Genomic DNA, 17,325 nt, shown 5'->3' on the forward strand with positions numbered 1-17,325 from the left:
AGAATCGATATTTGGGATGATGCGACATACAACAACCCCAATAAGTCATTGGATATGCGATCCGCAAGGGCGAAATTGCCCCAGATGGCTGCAATGCGGGCTGGTGCGGCTGGCGGGTGGCGCTGGCTGGCGGGGCTGGCAGATGCGGCAAGGCGGCGTTGCGCGGGGGCTAGTTTTCTTTCGTGACACTGTCTTATATAACGAGAGGAATAGAGTCGCGTTGCCTTGACTCCGGTTATCTGCCGGAACCGTCGGCACATCGGAGCAAGTCGGAGTTCGGTATGATGATCATCAATAAAGTGGCCGCGATCGGTCAAGTTGCACGTTTGCCGGGGGCCGTGCGATGACGCCGCGCACGCCTTTATTAGACCGGGTGAAGCTGCCCGCCGATTTACGTAATTTTTCGACCGATCAGCTCAAGCAGCTTGCTGATGAGCTCCGCGCGGAGACGATTGATACGGTCGCGACCACGGGCGGGCATCTGGGCGCTTCGCTCGGCGTGGTCGAGCTGACCGTTGCGATCCATGCGGTGTTTGATACGCCGCGTGATCGGCTGATTTGGGATGTGGGGCATCAGGCCTATCCGCATAAAATTCTGACCGGGCGGCGGGATCGGATTCGCACGCTGCGCCAGCCGGGTGGCTTGTCGGGTTTCACCCGGCGGAGCGAAAGCGAGTATGATCCGTTTGGCGCGGCCCATTCCTCGACCTCGATTTCAGCGGGGTTGGGCATGGCGGTGGCGCGTGATTTGAAGGGCGAGACGCCTAAGCGCAATGTGATTGCGGTGATTGGCGATGGCGCGATGAGTGCCGGTATGGCCTATGAGGCGATGAATAATGCCGGGGCCAGCGGGTCGCGCTTGATTGTGGTGCTCAACGATAATGATATGTCGATTGCCCCGCCGGTGGGGGCGATGAGTGCCTATTTGTCGCGCTTGATTTCCTCGCGCAGCTTTTTGTCGTTGCGCGATTTTGCCGTGCGGATGGCCAAGCGGTTTCCGCGCCCGCTTGAGCGGACGGCGCGGCGGGCAGAGGAATATGCGCGGGGGATTTTGACCGGCGGCACCTTGTTCGAAGAGTTGGGCTTTTATTATGTCGGGCCGATTGATGGGCATAACATGGAGCATTTGCTGCCGGTGTTGCGCAATTTGCGCGATGCCGAGGGCGATGGGCCGGTGTTGCTGCATGTGGTGACCCAGAAGGGCAAGGGCTATGCGCCGGCGGAAGCCTCCGCCGATAAATATCATGGCGTGTCGAAATTCAATGTGGTGACCGGCGAGCAGGCCAAGGCGCCGCCCGGCCCGCCCTCCTATACCAAGGTGTTTGCCCAGGCGCTGATTGCCGAGGCGGAGGCGGATTCGCGGATTGTTGCGGTGACGGCGGCGATGCCGGGCGGCACCGGGCTTGATGCGTTCGGCAAGAAATTCCCTGAGCGGACGTTCGATGTGGGCATTGCCGAGCAGCATGCGGTGACGTTTGCCGCCGGGATGGCGACCGAGGGTTTGGCGCCGTTTTGTGCGATTTATTCGACATTTTTGCAGCGCGGCTATGACCAGGTGGTGCATGACGTGGCGTTGCAGAATTTGCCGGTGCGCTTTGCTATGGATCGTGCCGGGATGGTCGGCGCGGACGGGGCGACGCATGCGGGTGTTTATGATTTGGCCTATCTCGGCTGTTTGCCGGGCATGGTGATCATGGCGCCGGCCGATGAGGCGGAATTATTCGATTGCGTGGCGACGGCGGCAGCGATTGATGATCGGCCTTCGGCGTTTCGCTATCCGCGTGGCGAGGGCATCGGGCTAGAGCTGCCGACGCGCGGGCGCGTGTGGGAAATGGGCAAGGGCCGGGTGCTGCGCGAGGGGAGCAAGGTGGCGATTTTATGCTTCGGGCCGCGCCTCTATGACGGGTTGAAGGCGGCGGACGCGCTGGCTGCGCGCGGCTATTCGACCACGGTGGCTGATGCCCGCTTCATGAAGCCGTTGGATACGGCGCTGGTTGATCAATTGGCGCGGCATCATGAGGTGCTGATTACCATTGAGGATGGGGCGATTGGTGGTTTTGGCTCGGCGGTGGCGCATCATTTGGCGTGGACCGGGGCGTTTGATCGGGGTTTGAAATTCCGGCCGATGACGCTGCCGGATCGGTTCATCGATCATAATACGCCGGCGGCGCAGCTGATCGAGGCGGGGCTGACGGCCAATGATATTGTCACCCATGCGCTGAACGCACTGAAAGTTGATGAGGCGTCGCAAGCGCGCCCCAACCCGGTCGCATTTTCGGCGCAATGATCGGCTGATCTTAGGGTCATGAATAGACGAGCAATGATGGCCGCCGGATTGGCGGGATTGATAGCGCCGGTGATGGCGCGGGCGGCGGCTGGTGACGGTGATGTGGCGGTGCTGGCACCGATTAAGACGCTCGATGCCGCGTTGATCACGCTGATGCAGCAGGCCAGCAAGGGCGTGAGTTTCAAGCAGCGCTATGACACGCTGATGCCGGTGGTTGCCAAGGTCTATGATCTGGACCTGATTTTGTCGGTGTCGGTCGGGTTGTTATGGGCGCAGGTGCCTGCGGCGCAGCAGGCGACGCTCAAGCAGGTTTTTGCCGCCTATACGGTCGCGACCTATGTGAAGAGTTTTGATCGCTATGATGGCCAGCGCTTTGTCGAGCAAAAGAGCGTGCGGATGTTGGGGCCACGGCGGATTGTGGCGACGCAGTTTGTGCCGAAATCCGGCAAGCCGGTGGAGCTTGATTACGTGATGACCGAGACCAACGCGGGTTGGCGGGTCAGTGATGTGCTGTTTGATGGCACGATCAGCAAGGTGGCGACCCAGCGCTCGGATTTCAGCGGGCTGGTGATGCCGGGCGATGCAACCAAGCTGATTGCGGCATTGCGCAAGAAGGTAGCGACTCTCTCTGGCGGCATGATCAAGGCCGGATAGAGGATGGTTGCGCTGCTGGCCTTGGGCGCGGGCGCGCTGGCGGCGGCGGGATTGGTGCAGCAAGCCGTTGGCTCCGCTTTGGCCGCACGAATGGTGCGCAATGCTGCGATTGGCGCGACGACTTGGCCGCCAGTGACGGTGTTAAAGCCGCTGCATGGCTCGGATCCGCTGCTGGAATCGGCTTTGGAATCCTGGTTTGTGCTTGATTATCCGGCGTTGCAATTGGTTTTCGGGGTGGCCGATGCGGCCGACCCGGCACTCGCCGTGCTCGCGCGGTTGCAGGCGCGCTATCCGCATTTGGATGTCGCGGTGGTGATTGATGCGACGCGGTATGGCAAGAACCGGAAAATTGGTAATTTGATCAATATGATGCCGGTGGCAAAGCACGATATTTTGCTGATCGCCGATGCGGATATGCATGTTGCCTCGGATTATCTGCGCGCGGTGGTGACGGCGTTGCAGGCGCCTGGCGTGGGGTTGGTGACCACGCTCTATACCGGGTTGGCGGGGAGCGAGACGCTGGCGGCGCGGGTTGGGGTGGCGCAGATAAATTATGGATTTCTGCCGGCGGCTTCGTTGGCGCGGCGGCTCGGGCGGCAGGATTGTTTGGGTGCCACGATGGCGCTGCGGCGCGAGACTTTGGCGGCGATTGGCGGGTTGGCGGCGCTCGTTGAGCATTTGGCGGATGATAATGTGCTCGGGCGGCTGGTGCGGGCGCAGGGTTTGCGAATTGATTTTGCGCCCGTGATACCGGCGACCGGGGTGATGGAGACAAGCTTGCGCGATTTATGGGCGCATGGGTTGCGCTGGGCGCGGACCATTCGCGCTTTGGTGCCTATCGCGTATTTTGGGGTGATTTTACAGTTTCCGTTGTTCTGGGCCGGGTTGGCGTTGCTGCTGAGCGGGTTCAGCACTGGCGGGTTGATTGGATTCGGGGTGTTGCTCTTGCTGCGCTATGCGCTGGCGCGGCGGCTGGAGCGCGCGCTGCGGTTGCGCCCCTTAGTGACGCCTTGGCAGCTCTTGGTGAGCGATATGCTGGCCGCTGCATTGTTTTTGGCCAGTTTTTTCGGCGATCAGGTGATGTGGCGCGGGCAGATGATGCACGCCGATAATGGTCAGCCGAAAAATGGTGGGCGTTGACAGATAGATTTTGCAGCATGGCCACCAATATGGCAAAGGATGTCGGGGTTGGCGCGATCAGGCGGGCATTATGCCTGATGATCGTTGGCTGATGATTGTTTAAGGATGAGTGCGATGATGAAAACCTTGTTTTTGCAGCCCCCGTCATTTGACGGGTTCGATGGTGGTGCGGGTTCGCGCTATCAGGCGAAGCGGGAGATCCGCTCATTCTGGTTTCCGACCTGGTTGGCGCAGCCAGCGGCGTTGATCCCTGGCTCCAAGCTGATCGATGCGCCGCCGGCGGGCCTGACCATGGCCGATGTGCTGCCGCATTCGAACGCGGCGGAGCTGGTGATTATTCATACCTCCACGCCATCTTTCGCCAATGATGTGAAAGTGGCGGCGCGGATCAAGGAGCAGAATCCGCACGTGATGATTGGCATGATCGGCGCCAAGGTTGCGGTGCAGGCGCAGGAAAGCCTGGAGCGGGCGGCACCGGTGGATTTTGTAGCGCGCAATGAGTTTGATTTCACCATCAAGGAAATTGCCGAGGGCCGCGATTTTGCCGAAGTGGATGGGATTTCCTATCGCGATGCGGCGGGTGCGATTATCCATAACAAGGATCGGGCGGTGCTTGAGGATATGGACAGCCTGCCGTTCGTTTCAGATGTGTATAAACGGGATTTGCGGATGGAGGATTACTTCATCGGCTATTTGATGCATCCGTACGTGTCGTTGTACACCGGGCGGGGCTGCAAATCGCGCTGCACCTTCTGCTTATGGCCGCAAACGGTGGGCGGGCATCGCTACCGGACGCGCTCGGTTGAGCATGTGATCGCTGAGGTGAAGCAGATCCAGCGCGATTTCCCGCAAATGAAGGAATTATTCTTCGATGACGATACCTTCACCGATAATTTGCCGCGCGCTGAGGCGATTGCGCGGGAATTGGGCAAGTTGGGGGTGACCTGGTCGTGCAATGCCAAGGCGAATGTGCCGCGCGATACGTTGAAAGTGCTGCGCGATAACGGCTTGCGGCTGTTATTGGTGGGCTATGAATCGGGCAACCAGCAGATTCTGCATAACATCAAAAAAGGTATGCGGATTGAGGTGGCGCGGCAATTCACCAAAGATTGCCACGATTTGGGCATTAAAATCCACGGCACGTTCATTCTGGGTCTGCCCGGCGAGAGCCATGAGACGATCCAAGAGACGATTAAGTTCGCCAAGGAGATTAATCCGCATACGATCCAGGTTTCATTGGCGGCGCCGTATCCGGGCACGTTCCTGTATGATCAGGCGGTGGAGAATGGGTGGCTCGATGTCGCGAATGCTGAGTTGATTGACGATCATGGCATTCAGATTGCCCCCCTGCACTACCCTGATTTGAGCCATACTGAGATTTTTGAGAGTGTGGAGCTGTTCTACAAGAAGTTTTACTTCCGCGCGCCCAAGATCATGTCGATTGTCAATGAAATGATCCGCAGCCCGCAAATGATGAAGCGGCGGCTGCGCGAGGGTGTGGAGTTTTATCAATTCCTGCGTGAGCGGCACGCTGCCTAAAATTAGCGATATTGTTTTTTCCGCAGACGATTTCGGACTGACCGAGAGCGTCAACGAGGCTGTGGAGCAGGCGCATCGCGACGGGGTGTTGACCCAGGCCAGCCTGATGGTGGCGGGGTCCGCGGCGGCGGATGCGGTCACCCGGGCGCGGCGCTTGCCGGGGCTACGGGTTGGGTTGCATTTGGTGTTGGTGGAAGGCGCTTCGGTGCTCGGACATGCGGCGCTGCCGGATATTACCGAGCCGGACGGGCGGTTTGGCCGCGATCAGGCTAAGTTGGGTGTGCGGTATTTTTTTTCGCCGGCGGCGCGGCGGCAGCTTGCTGCGGAAATTCGGGCGCAATTTATGGCGTTTCGCGCCACTGGCTTGGCGCTGCATCATGTGGATGCGCATAAGCATATGCATTTGCACCCGACAGTGGCTGGTTTGCTGATTGAGATTGGCCGGGAATTTGGGCTGACGCGGGTGCGGGTGCCGCGCGAGCCGCCGCCGGTGCTGGTGGCGTGCGGGCATCGGCCACGCTGGGGCGATTACGCGCTGTATCGATGGTCCGGGGTGCTGCGCGGGCAGGTGCGGCGGGCGGGGCTTGCCTGCGATGAGCAAGTGTTCGGGATTGCCTGGTCTGGGCAGATGACCGAGGCGCGGGTGCGGCGCTTGCTCGCGCGTTTGCCGCCGGGGCGGAGCGAGATTTATTTTCATCCGGCCACCGAGAGCGATAAGGTGTTGCGCGCGCTGATGCCCGATTATCAGCATCGTGCGGAGTTTGAGGCGTTATTGGGTCTGAAAAATCAATAAAATTGACCTTAGGTTGTAATTTCCAAAGTTTGAATGGCGTTAGGTCGGCATTGACCGGTTGTTAACCGGCACTCGGTAGCAAACCTGCCGGGTTACCGCCATTTCAACAGGAGATTTTCCATGTCAGGCAGTCAGACGATTGATCTTGTGACCGTGCAAAGCGGCATCGGTCAGGTTCAGCAATTCGCGATCGATGCGGCGTCAGCCGGTGCGATCCAGGCCGAGCTGACCAAGGTGATCAGCACCGCCGTGATTGAGCAGACCAGCTATAATCCGGTGAGTGCCACCATGCTGACCATCAATGCGGATGGCAGTTCGAACGCGGCGGGCCTGAGCGTGCCGGGCGGGGCGAATGCCTATGCGCTTTCGGATTATGTTTATGTGACCGGCACGGTGAGTAGCGGCGCGAGTTTGGCGCTGCCGAGCATCACGGTGGGGACTGATCGCGGTTTTGCCGGATATGTGTTTGGCTTTGATGGCAGCGAGACGGTAACGGGCGGGGCGGGGTTGAACCAGCTTGCGGTGACCGGGGCGACGACCAATTTGACGTGGGACCCGCAAGGCGGGGTGGGGCTGGATACGATCATGACCGGGGGTGGGAATAATCAACTCACCCTGGATGGCAAGAATTATACGGTGGTGATTGCCAGCGGCAATAACACGATCAATGCGGTTGCCAATGTTGCTGGCGGGCAGAGCTATAATACGATTTCAACCAGCGGCGGCCATAATCAGATTACGCTGAGTGCGGGGGATAATACCGTGATCTCGGGCGGAAATGATCATGTGGCGGTGCTGGATAATAACAACACGATGACCATGACCGGCAGCGGATTTGTGGGCTTGCATGCGGGAACTTCTGGCAATTCGTTATTGGCGGCGGGTGGCGGCGTGGTGAATATAAACGGCACCCGGCAATCGGTGACCTCGACCGGATCGAGCCAGATTAATATGGGGAGCGATGCCAGCACGCTGAGCATCAGCGGGGCGTTGGATGCGTTGATCACCGGCAATGCCAATAGTGTGACATCGAGTGCCACGGCGCCGATGGCGGTGTTTGGCCAGAATAATGTGATCCAAGGCGGGCCGCTTGGCGATATTTTCGTCTATGGGTCTGGCAATAGCGTGGTGGGGTCTGGCGCCGATACGATTCTGGGCAATGGCAGCAATAATCTGATCACTGATAGTGCGGGCGGGGTGATTTTTGCAGCGGGGACCAATGATTCGATTGTGGCGACCGGGAGCGCGTTTGTGGTGCTCGGCGGGGCGGGGGCTTTTGATGTTGCCACGTTGGGCGGCACGGCGTTTGGGTATTTGGAGGGCAATACGCAGGTGGATGCGACCGGCTCCAACGCGTTGTTATTCGTCTCCGGCGCGAATGTCGCGACCGTCGGGGCGGGCGGCTATGCGTTTGATTTTGGCGGGAGCAACACGGTGCAGGCGAGCGGTTCGACCGTGATTTATGGGGGCCGGGGGAGTGTGGATTTCATCAATACCGCCAATGCCAATGCGCTGATTACCCGCGGGACAGGCAGTGTGACCGCCGAGGGCGGTGCGGGGAGTTTGCGCGCCTATGGCGGCACCAACGGCAATAATTTGCTGGTGGGTGGCACTGGCTCGACGATGCTGGTGGGCGAGGGCAATGGCGATACGCTGATAGCGGGGACGGGCACGGTGAATGCGCTCTATGCCGGTTCCGGCAATGAGACGCTGAGTGCGGCGAGCACCCCCGGTGCGGTGACGATGACCGGTGCCTCGAACAATTTTGCCAGCACGCTGATGGTGGGAGGGGCTGGCACGAATATGTTCGTTGCCGATTTGGGGGCCGCGACGATGATTGGCGGGGCGAATGCGGTGTTGAACAATTTTGTGTTCGGCGCCGCCGGCCAAGGGGCGACCGATTTGATCAGTAATTTCCGGGCCGGCACCGATACGCTGACATTGAATTCGGGCGTGACGATTGTGACCGAAACGCGTGCGACCACCGGGACGACCCTGCAGCTCAGCGATGGCGCAAGCGTGACATTGAGCGGGGTGACTACGGCGTTGACCGGCACGATGACCAATAATGGCAGCGTTTGGACCTAGAGTGCGATGACATTAAGATGAACCGCTCGCGGTTCAACTTAATGTCTGAATCGCCCTCTAAGCGGTGATTTAGAGGCGGATTCAGACATTAAATCGGATCGCAAAGCGCTTCGATTTAATGTCATCCGGCTCTAGAGCGAAACTACCCAGAGCGAATCTGTCGATCCAACCTAAACCAATATCGATCGGGTGGCATGCGCCGCATGACGGTGGGAATCAGCTCGATTAGCTTGGGTTGTAGGCGCTGTCTGCCACAGGGTCGAGCCATTCGACCGATGAGCCGTTGAGCCGTTCCTGGATGGCGATATGGCTCATCGCGGTGGTGGCGGTGGCGCCGTGCCAATGTTTTTCGCCGGGGGCAAAAAAGATGACGTCGCCAGGGCGGATGGTTTCGATGGAGCCGCCTTCGCGCTGCGCCCAGCCGCAGCCGGACGTGACGATCAAGGTTTGGCCCAGCGGATGGGTGTGCCAAGCGGTGCGGGCGCCTGGCTCGAACGTGACCAGCGCGCCGCCGACCCGTGCCGGCTCTGGCGCGGTGAATAGCGGGTCGATCCGCACCGTGCCGGTGAACCAATCTGCCGGGCCGTTGGCTGAGGGCTGGGTGCCTGCACGTTTAATGTCCATTGATCGCTCCTGACCGCTGGGAAATTGGTTAAACCGGGATTTCGCTCATTTAGAGCAATATCCGATCAGATGGAATTATCTGATCGAATGTTGCGCGCCAAAACAAGGCTCTGGGGGCGTCTGGCGGGTTGGGAAAAGGGTGCAGTGCGGATTGCATGATTGGCTTGGCGGCGCGCGGAGGTGGCGCTAAACTCGCCGCATGAAGCAGTGGGCCAGCGTGCAAAATTCCCATCGGGCGAGGTCGGTGCTTCTGGTGATCGCGCTGAGCGCGGCGCTGACGGGCTGTGCGGGACAATCGCCGCAGAGCTATTATCGCAAACATCCTCATGGGCTGATGCGCGAAGTGGTGAAATGCGAGAATAATGGCGGGGCATTGGCCGCAACGCCCGCCTGTCAGGCGGCGCTGCGGGTGAATAATCAATTGTTCAATTAGATCAATGTGTTATGACTGATCAAAGCGGGTGATCAGCGAGGACGTATCCCAGCGCTTGCCGCCTTTGGCTTGGACATCGGCGTAGAATTGATCGACCAGGGCGGTGAGCGGTAGCGGGGCGCCGCTGGCGCGGGCTTGATCGAGGCAGATGCCGAGGTCTTTGCGCATCCAATCGACCGCGAAGCCGAAATCGAATTTGCGCTCGGCCATGGTTTTCCAGCGATTTTCCATTTGCCAGCTTTGGGCCGCGCCTTTGGAAATCGCGCCGATCACGGTGGCGACATCAAGCCCGTTAGCTTGCGCGAAATGCAAGGCTTCGGCGAGACCTTGGACTACGCCGGCGATGCAAATCTGGTTAACCATTTTGGCGAGTTGGCCGCTGCCCGGCCCGCCAATATGGCTGATATTGGCGCCGAAACAGCCCATGGGTTCACGGGCTTTGGCAAAATCGGCCTCGGTGCCGCCGACCATCACGGTGAGGCGCCCGGCCTCGGCACCCGCTTGACCGCCGGAGACCGGCGCATCGAGGAAGCCCAGCCCCTGCTTTTGCGCAATGCTGTGCAATTCGCGGGCGATGGTGGCGGAGGCGGTGGTGTGATCGACGAACATCGCCCCTTGGGTCATGCCGTGAAACGCGCCGTCCGCGCCGGTGGTGATGCTGCGCAGATCATCATCATTGCCAACGCAGGCAAAGACGATCTCCGCGCCGCGCGCCGCCTCCGCCGGGGTGGCGGCGGTGGTACCGCCGAATTGACTGGCCCAAGCCTCGGCTTTGGCTGTGGTGCGGTTATATACGGTGACGCTGTGATGACCTTTGGTGACCAGATGGCCCGCCATCGGATAGCCCATGACGCCGAGACCGAGAAATGCCAATTTCGCCACTATTTTGCTCCTGGTGGTTCGAGAAATTCAGATGATGATGTGATCGTGACGCAGCTGGGCGATGGCTTGATCGTCATAGCCCAGCTCGGTGAGAATATCGGTGTTATCTTGGCCGGGCGCTGGAGTATCGTAGCGCAGCGACGTGCGCGCGCCATCAAAGCTGATCGGCAGGCCGGGGATTGGCATGGCGCGGCCATCGGGCAGGGTGATGGTGAGCAGGCCGCCCGATTGGGTCAGATGCGGATCGTTGAACAGATCGGCGGGTTTGGCGATCGGCGCGAAAGGCAGGCCGAGCGTTTCACAGCGGGCGGCGAGATCGGCACGGGTGAAGCCGCGAAAACAAGCGGCGATGATTGGCAGGGTGCGCGCGCGGGCGGCGCGGCGGGCGGCTTGGGTGGCGAGGGTGGGATCATCGGCCAAGCTGATGAGGGCAAATTCGGTGCAGAGAATTTGCCATTGGCTATCGGTGACCACGCCGATGAAAATGCGCTCGCCATCCGCCGTGTCGAAAATATCATAGACCGGCCAAGCGACATCGCGCACGCTCATGGGCTTAGGTTCGGTGCCGGTGATGAAGCCTTGGGCCATGTGCTGGGCCATCAGGAGTGCGACCGATTCGAACAGGCCCGATTGCACGTGCTGGCCACGCCCCGTGCGGGTGCGCTCGGCGAGGGCGGCGAGGATCGCAACGACCCCGAACGTGCCGCCCATAATGTCGATGACCGAGGCCCCCGCGCGCAAGGGCTGGCCGACCGGGCCGGTCATGTAGGCGAGGCCGCCCATCATTTGCACGACTTCATCGAGCGCGGTGCGATGCTCATAGGGGCCGGCGAGAAAGCCTTTGAGTGAGCAATAGATCAGGCGCGGATTGAGCGTTGAGCAATCTTCATAGCCCAAGCCGAGTTTATTGAGGGCGCCGGGGCGGAAATTTTCGGTCAGGATGTCGGCACGGCTGATCAACTGGCGGGCGATGGCAAGGCCAGCGGGAGATTTCAAATCGAGCGTCAGGCTGCGCTTGTTGCGGCTGGTCATCGGGAAAAAGCCGATGCCGGAGCCTTCGAGGCGGCGGGTATTATCGCCTTCGGGGGCGGGTTCGATTTTGATCACATCGGCGCCGAGATCGCCCAGGATCAGGCCGGCCATTGGGCCCATCACCATATGGGCGAATTCGACCACACGCAGCCCGGCCAGCGGGGTGGCGCTCATGCCGCAGCGCGGAACGTGCGGGGGATGCCGGCCTTGGCGACTTGACCATGCATCGGCTCGGCGGGCAGGCCTTGATGCAGGATTTTACGGGCCTCGATCAAAGCCGGGAGATCGATGCCGGTGCGCAATCCCATGGATTCGATCATGAACACCAAATCCTCAGTGACGATATTGCCGGACGCGCCGGGGGCGAACGGGCAGCCGCCGAGGCCGGCCAAGGCGGCATCGAAATCGCGAATGCCTGCCTCTAGTCCGGCCAGCGCGTTGGCGAGGCCGAGGCCCATCGTGTCGTGCAGATGCAGCCCATGCAGCACCGGGCCGATTTCGGCGCGCACGGCGCGGACCAACGATTTGATCGCATCGGGATTGGCGTAGCCGACCGTATCAGCCAAGCCGAGCGACGTGACGCCGGCTTGCGCGAGGGCGGTGACAATGCGCAGCACCTGGGCATGCGGGATCACACCATCGAACGAGCAGCCAAAGGCGGTGGAGCAGGCGACCTCGAGTTCCGCCGGATGATTTTCGCTGTGCAGCCAGGCGACGATGCGGGCGATTTCCGCCACCTGTTCATCGGGCGTGCGGTTGAGATTGGCGCGCGAATGCCCCTCGCTGATTGAAACCGGGACGCTGATGCGGTGCGCGCCGGCGGCAACAGCGGCTTGGGCGCCGCGCAGATTGGGCGCGAGGGCGACGATGGTGAGATTGGGGATGGTGACCGTGGCGCGGACGACGGCGTCGGTATCGGCCATTTGCGGGAGGAGTTTGGCGGGCACAAAGCTACCGACCTCGATTTCGCGTAGACCCGATGCGGCGAGGGCTTCGATCCATGCGATTTTGGTCGGGGTGGCCATGACGGTTTTGGCCATTTGCAGCCCATCGCGAGGGCCGACTTCGCAAATCGTGACGAATTCAGTCATGGCGCATCTCCCTGAGATCAATATTGGTTTAACTCAAATCGACAGATTTGCGCTAAACCAATAAAATTGATCGGCAAACAAAGGCTAAACCGTGATGGATGATCAGCAATCACGCTTTAGGAAGAAATTTGCGACCGGACCTTGCTTGAGGCAAGGCCCGGTGGCGCAATTCCGATGATTAATCAGGCGGCTTTGGCCATATGGCGGAGCACATACTGCAAAATCCCGCCATTTTCGTAATAGGCGACTTCGTCCTGGGTATCGATCCGGCAGAGGAGCGAAACCTTGTCGGTGCTGCCGTTGGCGCGATGGATCAGCATCTCGAGATCCATGCGCGGGGTGATGTTGTCGAGACCAAGAATATCGATGGTCTCATCGCCCCGGAGCGAGAGGGTTTTGCGGCTCATGCCGTCTTTGAACAGCAAGGGCAGCACGCCCATGCCGACCAGGTTCGAGCGGTGGATGCGCTCGAAGCTTTCGGCGATGACGGCTTTGATGCCGAGCAGCATGGTGCCTTTGGCCGCCCAATCGCGCGAGGAGCCGGTGCCGTATTCGCGGCCGGCGAAGGCGACCAAGGGCACGCCCTCGCGCTGATAGCGCATCGCCGCGTCATAGATCGAGAGTTGATCGCCGGAGGGGAAATGCTTGGTGTAGCCGCCTTCGACATTCTCCAGCATTTCGTTTTTGATGCGGATATTGGCGAAGGTGCCGCGCATCATGATTTCATGATTGCCACGCCGCGAGCCGTAGGAGTTGAAATCCTTGGGCAGAATTTGCCGCTCGCCGAGATATTCGCCGGCGGGGGTGGTTTTTTTGAAGCTGCCCGCAGGGGAGATATGGTCGGTGGTGATCGAGTCACCGAGCAGGGCCAGGATGCGGGCGCCCTTGATGTCGGTGACCGGGGCCGGGTCCATGGTCATACCCTCGAAATAAGGCGGGTTTTTAACGTAGGTGGAGCTGTCCGACCAGCGATAGGTTTCCTGCTCACCTTCGACCGCGATGGCCTGCCATTGGGCGGGGCCTTTGAACACATCGGCATAGCGTTCGCGGAACATGGCGCGGGTGAGGGTTTTGCCGACGATTTCGGCGATTTCGGCGGTGCTCGGCCAGATATCCTTGAGATAGACCTTCTTGCCATCCGGACTGGTGCCGAGGGCCACGGTGGTGATGTCGGCGCGCATGGTGCCGAGCAAGGCATAGGCCACCACCAGCGGTGGTGAGGCGAGATAATTGGCGCGCACATTCGGATGCACGCGGCCTTCGAAATTGCGGTTGCCGGACAGCACCGAGACGGCGACCAGCTTGTTGCTTTCGATGGCATCGACGATGGCGTCATCGAGCGGGCCGGAATTGCCGATGCAGGTTGTGCAGCCATAGCCCACAGTTTCAAAGCCGAGGGCGTCGAGATCAGCGCTGAGGCCGGATTTGTCGAGATATTCGGTGACCACTTGCGAGCCGGGGGCGAGCGAGGTTTTCACCCAGGGTTTCGGGGTCAGGCCCAGGGCGCGGGCTTTGCGGGCCACCAGACCCGCCGCGATCAGCACCGAGGGGTTGGAGGTATTGGTGCAGGAGGTGATGGCCGCGATCACCACGTCGCCATGGGTGATTTCGTAATTCGTATCGGCAACCGGGGCTTTTTTATGGATCTCGGTGGGGGCGACGCCGAGGCTCTTGGTCAGTTCGACCTCGAAGGCCGGGGCGGCACCAGACAGGGCCACCCGGTCTTGCGGGCGCTTGGGCCCGGCGAGCGAGGGTTCGACCGTGGAGAGATCGAGTTCCAGCGTGTCGGAGAAGACCGGGTCGGTTCCATCGCGCCAGAGGCCTTGGGCTTTGGCGTAGGCTTCGGTCAAGGCGATGCGATGTTCATCGCGCCCGGAGAGATGCAAGTAATCGATGGCGATTTGATCGAGCGGGAAGAAGCCGCAGGTGGCGCCGTATTCTGGGGCCATGTTGGCGATGGTGGCGCGATCGGCGAGCGGCAGATGATCGAGGCCGGCACCGTAAAATTCGACGAATTTGCCGACCACGCCGCGCTTGCGCAGCATTTGGGTGACGGTGAGCACCAGATCGGTCGCGGTGATGCCTTCGCGCAGGCTGCCGGTGAGTTTGAAGCCGATCACATCGGGGATCAGCATGGCGATTGGCTGGCCGAGCATCGCGGCTTCGGCTTCGATGCCGCCGACGCCCCAGCCGAGCACGCCCAGGCCATTGACCATGGTGGTGTGGCTATCGGTGCCGAACAGCGTATCGGGGTAGGCGTAGGTTTCGCCTTTGGCTTTGCCGGTCCAGACCGCTTGGGCGAGATATTCGAGATTGACCTGATGGCAAATGCCGGTGCCGGGCGGAACCACACGGAAATTATCGAACGCTTCCTGGCCCCAGCGCAGGAAGGCATAGCGCTCGCCATTGCGCTCAAACTCAATGGCGACATTGCGCTCTAGCGCGTCGGCGCGACCGGCGACATCGACCATCACCGAGTGATCGATCACCAGATCGACCGGCACCAGCGGGTTGACCCGTTCTGCGTTGCCGCCGAGCTTGACGATGCCATCGCGCATCGCCGCCAGATCGACCACGGCGGGGACGCCGGTGAAATCCTGCATCAGGATGCGTGCGGGGCGGAATGGTACATCGGTTTCGGAATGTTTTTCGCCGACCCAATCGACGATGGCTTTGGCGTGCTCGATGGTGGTGCTTTTGCCGTCTTCAAAGCGCAACACGTTTTCCAGCAAAATTTTCAGGGTGCGCGGCAAGCGGCTAATATCGCCGAGCTTGGCAGCCGCCTCGGGGAGCGAAAAATAACGGTAGGTGCTCGACCCTACCTGCAAATTCCGTTCTGTTTTCAAACTATCCTGACCGATCATGCTCATTCTGGTAATCCTTTTTCGCGTGGATCGACGCAGCATCCCGACGGCTGCACTTGACGGCGCGGTTTAATCACGCGAACGCGGAGACGTCCATGCACAATTTTCTCTCCTAGCCATGCGTAATATTGCACCGCACCAGCCGATATCGGGCGTTCCGTTGCTACAAGCACGCGGTTTGGCCGCCATCAGGGGCGAGCGCGTGGTGTTTCGCGATGTGTCCTTTACCCTGGATGCGGGCGGGGCGCTGTTGTTGGTGGGGCCGAACGGGGCGGGAAAATCATCCTTGATCCGGCTGTTGGCGGGGCTGACCGCACCAGCGGCCGGGCAATTATTGTGGCGGAGCGAGAATGCGCTGGACGACCCGCCGCTGCATGCGACCCGGCTCTGTTTTGTTGGCCATCATGATGCGATCAAGCCGGGATTGAGTGTGGCTGAGAATTTGGGATTATCCGGGCGGGTTGGCGCTGATGCGATCATGGCGGCGTTGACGCGGGTGGATTTGCAGCGATTCGCGGAATTGCCGGCGCGGCTGCTTTCCTCAGGGCAGCGGCGGCGATTGGCCTTGGCGCGGTTGGCCTTGTCGGACGCGCCGCTTTGGCTGCTCGATGAGCCGACGACCGGGCTGGATGCGGCCTCGGTCGCGCGCTTGGAGCAGTTTTTTGCCGACCATCGCAAGGCCGGGGGGATGATTATCGCGGCGACGCATTTGCCGCTGGATATGCCCGGATCGGTGCCGTTTGATTTGAGCCGAGGCGTGCGATGAGTCGGTTTTGGGCGCTGATCCGGCGGGAATTGGTGCTGGCTTTGCATCAGGCCGGCGATAGTGTGGCGGCTTTGCTGTTTTTTGTGATCGCGGCGAGCTTGTTTCCGTTCGCGCTCGGGCCAAGTGGCACGATTTTGGCGCGGATTGCGCCGGGGATTGTTTGGGTGGTGGCGCTGCTCGCGGCTTTATTGCCGCTGAACCGGCTGTTCGGCGCGGATTTTGAGGATGGTTCGCTCGATCAATTAATGGTGTCGGGGCTGCCGGCGAGTGCGGTGGCGCTGGGCAAGATTATCGGACATTGGCTAACCACCGGGCTGCCGCTGCTGCTGATTGCCGGGCCGGTGGCGATTATGCTGCGAATGGATGCGGCTTCGGTGCCGCAGCTTCTGGCAAGCCTGGTGCCGGGGACGATGCTGTTTTCGCTGGTGGGCGGCATGGCGGCGGCGATTACGCTGGGGGCGCGCGGCGGGACGGTGCTGTTGCCGTTGATTGCGCTGCCTTTGATGATCCCGGCGGTGATTTTTGGCGCTGCGGGGGCGGTTTCGGCGCATCCGGTGGGCGAATTTGCGATGTTATTTGGCTTGCTGTCGTTATTTTTGCCGCTGGCGCCGCTGGCGGCGGCGGGAGCGTTGCGGGCGGCAGTGTCGTAAGGGCAAAAAAAGCTTCATCAACCCCGGAGGGATTGATGAAGCTGGCCGGGTTGTTTCGGCATTATTATCGTGGCGTTATTACTTCGGCATGCGGTGCAGCGCGCAGAGCTTGTTGCCGTCAGGATCGCGCAGATAGGCCAGATAGAGGCCGCCAAAGCTGGTCTCGCGCAGGCCGGGCGGATTTTCAATGGCGGTGCCGCCATGGGTGACGCCGGCCTGATGCCAGGCCTCGGCCTGTTCGGGGCTGTCCATGGCAAAGCCGATTGTGCCGCCATTGGCATGGGTGGCCGGCTCGCCATTGATCGGCGGGGTGATCAGAAAACGCCCGCCATTATGGACGTAGATCAGGCGGCCTTTATCATCTTGAATGCAGGGGCTGGCACCCATGGCCGCGAAAATAGCGTCGTAAAATTTTTTTGAGCGTTCGATATCGTTGCTGCCGATCATGATGTGGCTGAACATAGAGATTGCTTCCTTGATGC

Annotated in this window: 15 protein-coding genes; 9 read left to right on the forward strand and 6 right to left on the reverse strand. The window is 60.5% G+C overall.

What is annotated here, in order from left to right:
- The first annotated feature begins 343 nt into the window (after positions 1-343).
- From dxs to ACYUCQ_RS02855, 6 genes are all read left to right on the forward strand, one after another.
- Positions 344-2,287: a 1-deoxy-D-xylulose-5-phosphate synthase gene (gene dxs / locus ACYUCQ_RS02830; RefSeq protein WP_460252985.1), complete on the forward strand. Its 1,944-nt coding sequence runs from the start codon at positions 344-346 to the stop codon at positions 2,285-2,287.
- A gap of 18 nt (positions 2,288-2,305) precedes the next feature.
- The gene (locus ACYUCQ_RS02835) at positions 2,306-2,941 is read left to right on the forward strand and encodes an ABC transporter substrate-binding protein (RefSeq protein WP_460252986.1); all 636 of its coding nucleotides are present in this window, start codon (positions 2,306-2,308) and stop codon (positions 2,939-2,941) included.
- Positions 2,942-2,944: 3 nt separating this feature from the next.
- Positions 2,945-4,081 carry a bacteriohopanetetrol glucosamine biosynthesis glycosyltransferase HpnI gene (gene hpnI, locus ACYUCQ_RS02840; protein WP_460252987.1) on the forward strand — a complete coding sequence of 379 codons (1,137 nt, stop codon included), beginning with the start codon at positions 2,945-2,947 and terminating at the stop codon, positions 4,079-4,081.
- 114 nt (positions 4,082-4,195) lie between these two features.
- Positions 4,196-5,620: a hopanoid biosynthesis associated radical SAM protein HpnJ gene (hpnJ, locus tag ACYUCQ_RS02845; protein ID WP_460252988.1), complete on the forward strand. Its 1,425-nt coding sequence runs from the start codon at positions 4,196-4,198 to the stop codon at positions 5,618-5,620.
- Positions 5,601-6,413 carry a hopanoid biosynthesis-associated protein HpnK gene (hpnK, locus tag ACYUCQ_RS02850; RefSeq protein ID WP_460252989.1) on the forward strand — a complete coding sequence of 271 codons (813 nt, stop codon included), beginning with the start codon at positions 5,601-5,603 and terminating at the stop codon, positions 6,411-6,413. Before hpnJ ends, hpnK begins: the two co-directional genes overlap by 20 nt.
- Positions 6,414-6,533: 120 nt before the next feature.
- Complete coding sequence (locus ACYUCQ_RS02855; protein ID WP_460252990.1) at positions 6,534-8,501, forward strand: beta strand repeat-containing protein; 1,968 nt, start codon at positions 6,534-6,536, stop codon at positions 8,499-8,501.
- A 225-nt stretch (positions 8,502-8,726) separates the two neighbouring features.
- Here ACYUCQ_RS02855 and ACYUCQ_RS02860 read toward each other — a convergent pair whose 3' ends face one another.
- On the reverse strand, positions 8,727-9,125 hold the full coding sequence (locus ACYUCQ_RS02860) for a (R)-mandelonitrile lyase (protein ID WP_460252991.1): 399 nt from the start codon (positions 9,123-9,125) through the stop codon (positions 8,727-8,729).
- A 199-nt stretch (positions 9,126-9,324) separates the two neighbouring features.
- On the opposite strand from ACYUCQ_RS02860, the gene ACYUCQ_RS02865 reads away from it, so the two are divergent.
- Positions 9,325-9,558, forward strand: a complete 234-nt coding sequence (locus ACYUCQ_RS02865; RefSeq protein ID WP_460252992.1) for an EexN family lipoprotein — start codon at positions 9,325-9,327, stop codon at positions 9,556-9,558.
- A gap of 9 nt (positions 9,559-9,567) precedes the next feature.
- On the opposite strand, the gene ACYUCQ_RS02870 is transcribed toward ACYUCQ_RS02865, so the two are convergent.
- From ACYUCQ_RS02870 to acnA, 4 genes are all read right to left on the reverse strand, one after another.
- Entirely contained in the window at positions 9,568-10,440 is an 873-nt protein-coding gene (locus tag ACYUCQ_RS02870; protein ID WP_460252993.1) for an NAD(P)-dependent oxidoreductase, read from the reverse strand.
- Positions 10,441-10,467: 27 nt separating this feature from the next.
- On the reverse strand, positions 10,468-11,646 hold the full coding sequence (locus ACYUCQ_RS02875) for a CaiB/BaiF CoA transferase family protein (RefSeq protein WP_460252994.1): 1,179 nt from the start codon (positions 11,644-11,646) through the stop codon (positions 10,468-10,470).
- A complete protein-coding gene (locus ACYUCQ_RS02880; protein WP_460252995.1) occupies positions 11,643-12,563 on the reverse strand; it encodes a hydroxymethylglutaryl-CoA lyase in 921 nt (306 codons plus the stop codon). The genes ACYUCQ_RS02875 and ACYUCQ_RS02880 overlap by 4 nt, the downstream gene beginning before the upstream one ends.
- Positions 12,564-12,745: 182 nt before the next feature.
- Positions 12,746-15,433 carry an aconitate hydratase AcnA gene (gene acnA / locus ACYUCQ_RS02885; RefSeq protein ID WP_460252996.1) on the reverse strand — a complete coding sequence of 896 codons (2,688 nt, stop codon included), beginning with the start codon at positions 15,431-15,433 and terminating at the stop codon, positions 12,746-12,748.
- Between the two features lie 112 nt (positions 15,434-15,545).
- Here acnA and ccmA point away from each other — a divergent pair, with 112 nt between their 5' ends.
- Complete coding sequence (gene ccmA, locus ACYUCQ_RS02890) at positions 15,546-16,193, forward strand: cytochrome c biogenesis heme-transporting ATPase CcmA (protein ID WP_460252997.1); 648 nt, start codon at positions 15,546-15,548, stop codon at positions 16,191-16,193.
- Positions 16,190-16,843, forward strand: coding sequence for a heme exporter protein CcmB (gene ccmB / locus ACYUCQ_RS02895; protein WP_460252998.1), 654 nt, complete (start codon positions 16,190-16,192; stop codon positions 16,841-16,843). The genes ccmA and ccmB overlap by 4 nt, the downstream gene beginning before the upstream one ends.
- 78 nt (positions 16,844-16,921) lie before the next feature.
- On the opposite strand, the gene ACYUCQ_RS02900 is transcribed toward ccmB, so the two are convergent.
- A complete protein-coding gene (locus ACYUCQ_RS02900) occupies positions 16,922-17,305 on the reverse strand; it encodes a VOC family protein (protein ID WP_460252999.1) in 384 nt (127 codons plus the stop codon).
- Positions 17,306-17,325 lie beyond the last annotated feature (20 nt).

This window comes from Acidiphilium sp. MT5 (assembly GCF_054767495.1).

Bases quoted from the DNA above. Each gene is read 5' to 3' on its own strand.
- ccmB (WP_460252998.1), top strand. From the start codon at position 16,190: ATGAGTCGGTTTTGGGCGCTGATCCGGCGGGAATTGGTGCTGGCTTTG.
- ACYUCQ_RS02880 (WP_460252995.1), bottom strand. From the start codon at position 12,563: ATGACTGAATTCGTCACGATTTGCGAAGTCGGCCCTCGCGATGGGCTG.
- hpnJ (WP_460252988.1), top strand. From the start codon at position 4,196: ATGATGAAAACCTTGTTTTTGCAGCCCCCGTCATTTGACGGGTTCGAT.
- ccmA (WP_460252997.1), top strand. From the start codon at position 15,546: ATGCGTAATATTGCACCGCACCAGCCGATATCGGGCGTTCCGTTGCTA.
- dxs (WP_460252985.1), top strand. From the start codon at position 344: ATGACGCCGCGCACGCCTTTATTAGACCGGGTGAAGCTGCCCGCCGAT.
- ACYUCQ_RS02855 (WP_460252990.1), top strand. From the start codon at position 6,534: ATGTCAGGCAGTCAGACGATTGATCTTGTGACCGTGCAAAGCGGCATC.
- acnA (WP_460252996.1), bottom strand. From the start codon at position 15,433: ATGAGCATGATCGGTCAGGATAGTTTGAAAACAGAACGGAATTTGCAG.
- ACYUCQ_RS02835 (WP_460252986.1), top strand. From the start codon at position 2,306: ATGAATAGACGAGCAATGATGGCCGCCGGATTGGCGGGATTGATAGCG.
- ACYUCQ_RS02900 (WP_460252999.1), bottom strand. From the start codon at position 17,305: ATGTTCAGCCACATCATGATCGGCAGCAACGATATCGAACGCTCAAAA.
- ACYUCQ_RS02860 (WP_460252991.1), bottom strand. From the start codon at position 9,125: ATGGACATTAAACGTGCAGGCACCCAGCCCTCAGCCAACGGCCCGGCA.
- ACYUCQ_RS02875 (WP_460252994.1), bottom strand. From the start codon at position 11,646: ATGAGCGCCACCCCGCTGGCCGGGCTGCGTGTGGTCGAATTCGCCCAT.
- ACYUCQ_RS02865 (WP_460252992.1), top strand. From the start codon at position 9,325: ATGAAGCAGTGGGCCAGCGTGCAAAATTCCCATCGGGCGAGGTCGGTG.
- hpnI (WP_460252987.1), top strand. From the start codon at position 2,945: ATGGTTGCGCTGCTGGCCTTGGGCGCGGGCGCGCTGGCGGCGGCGGGA.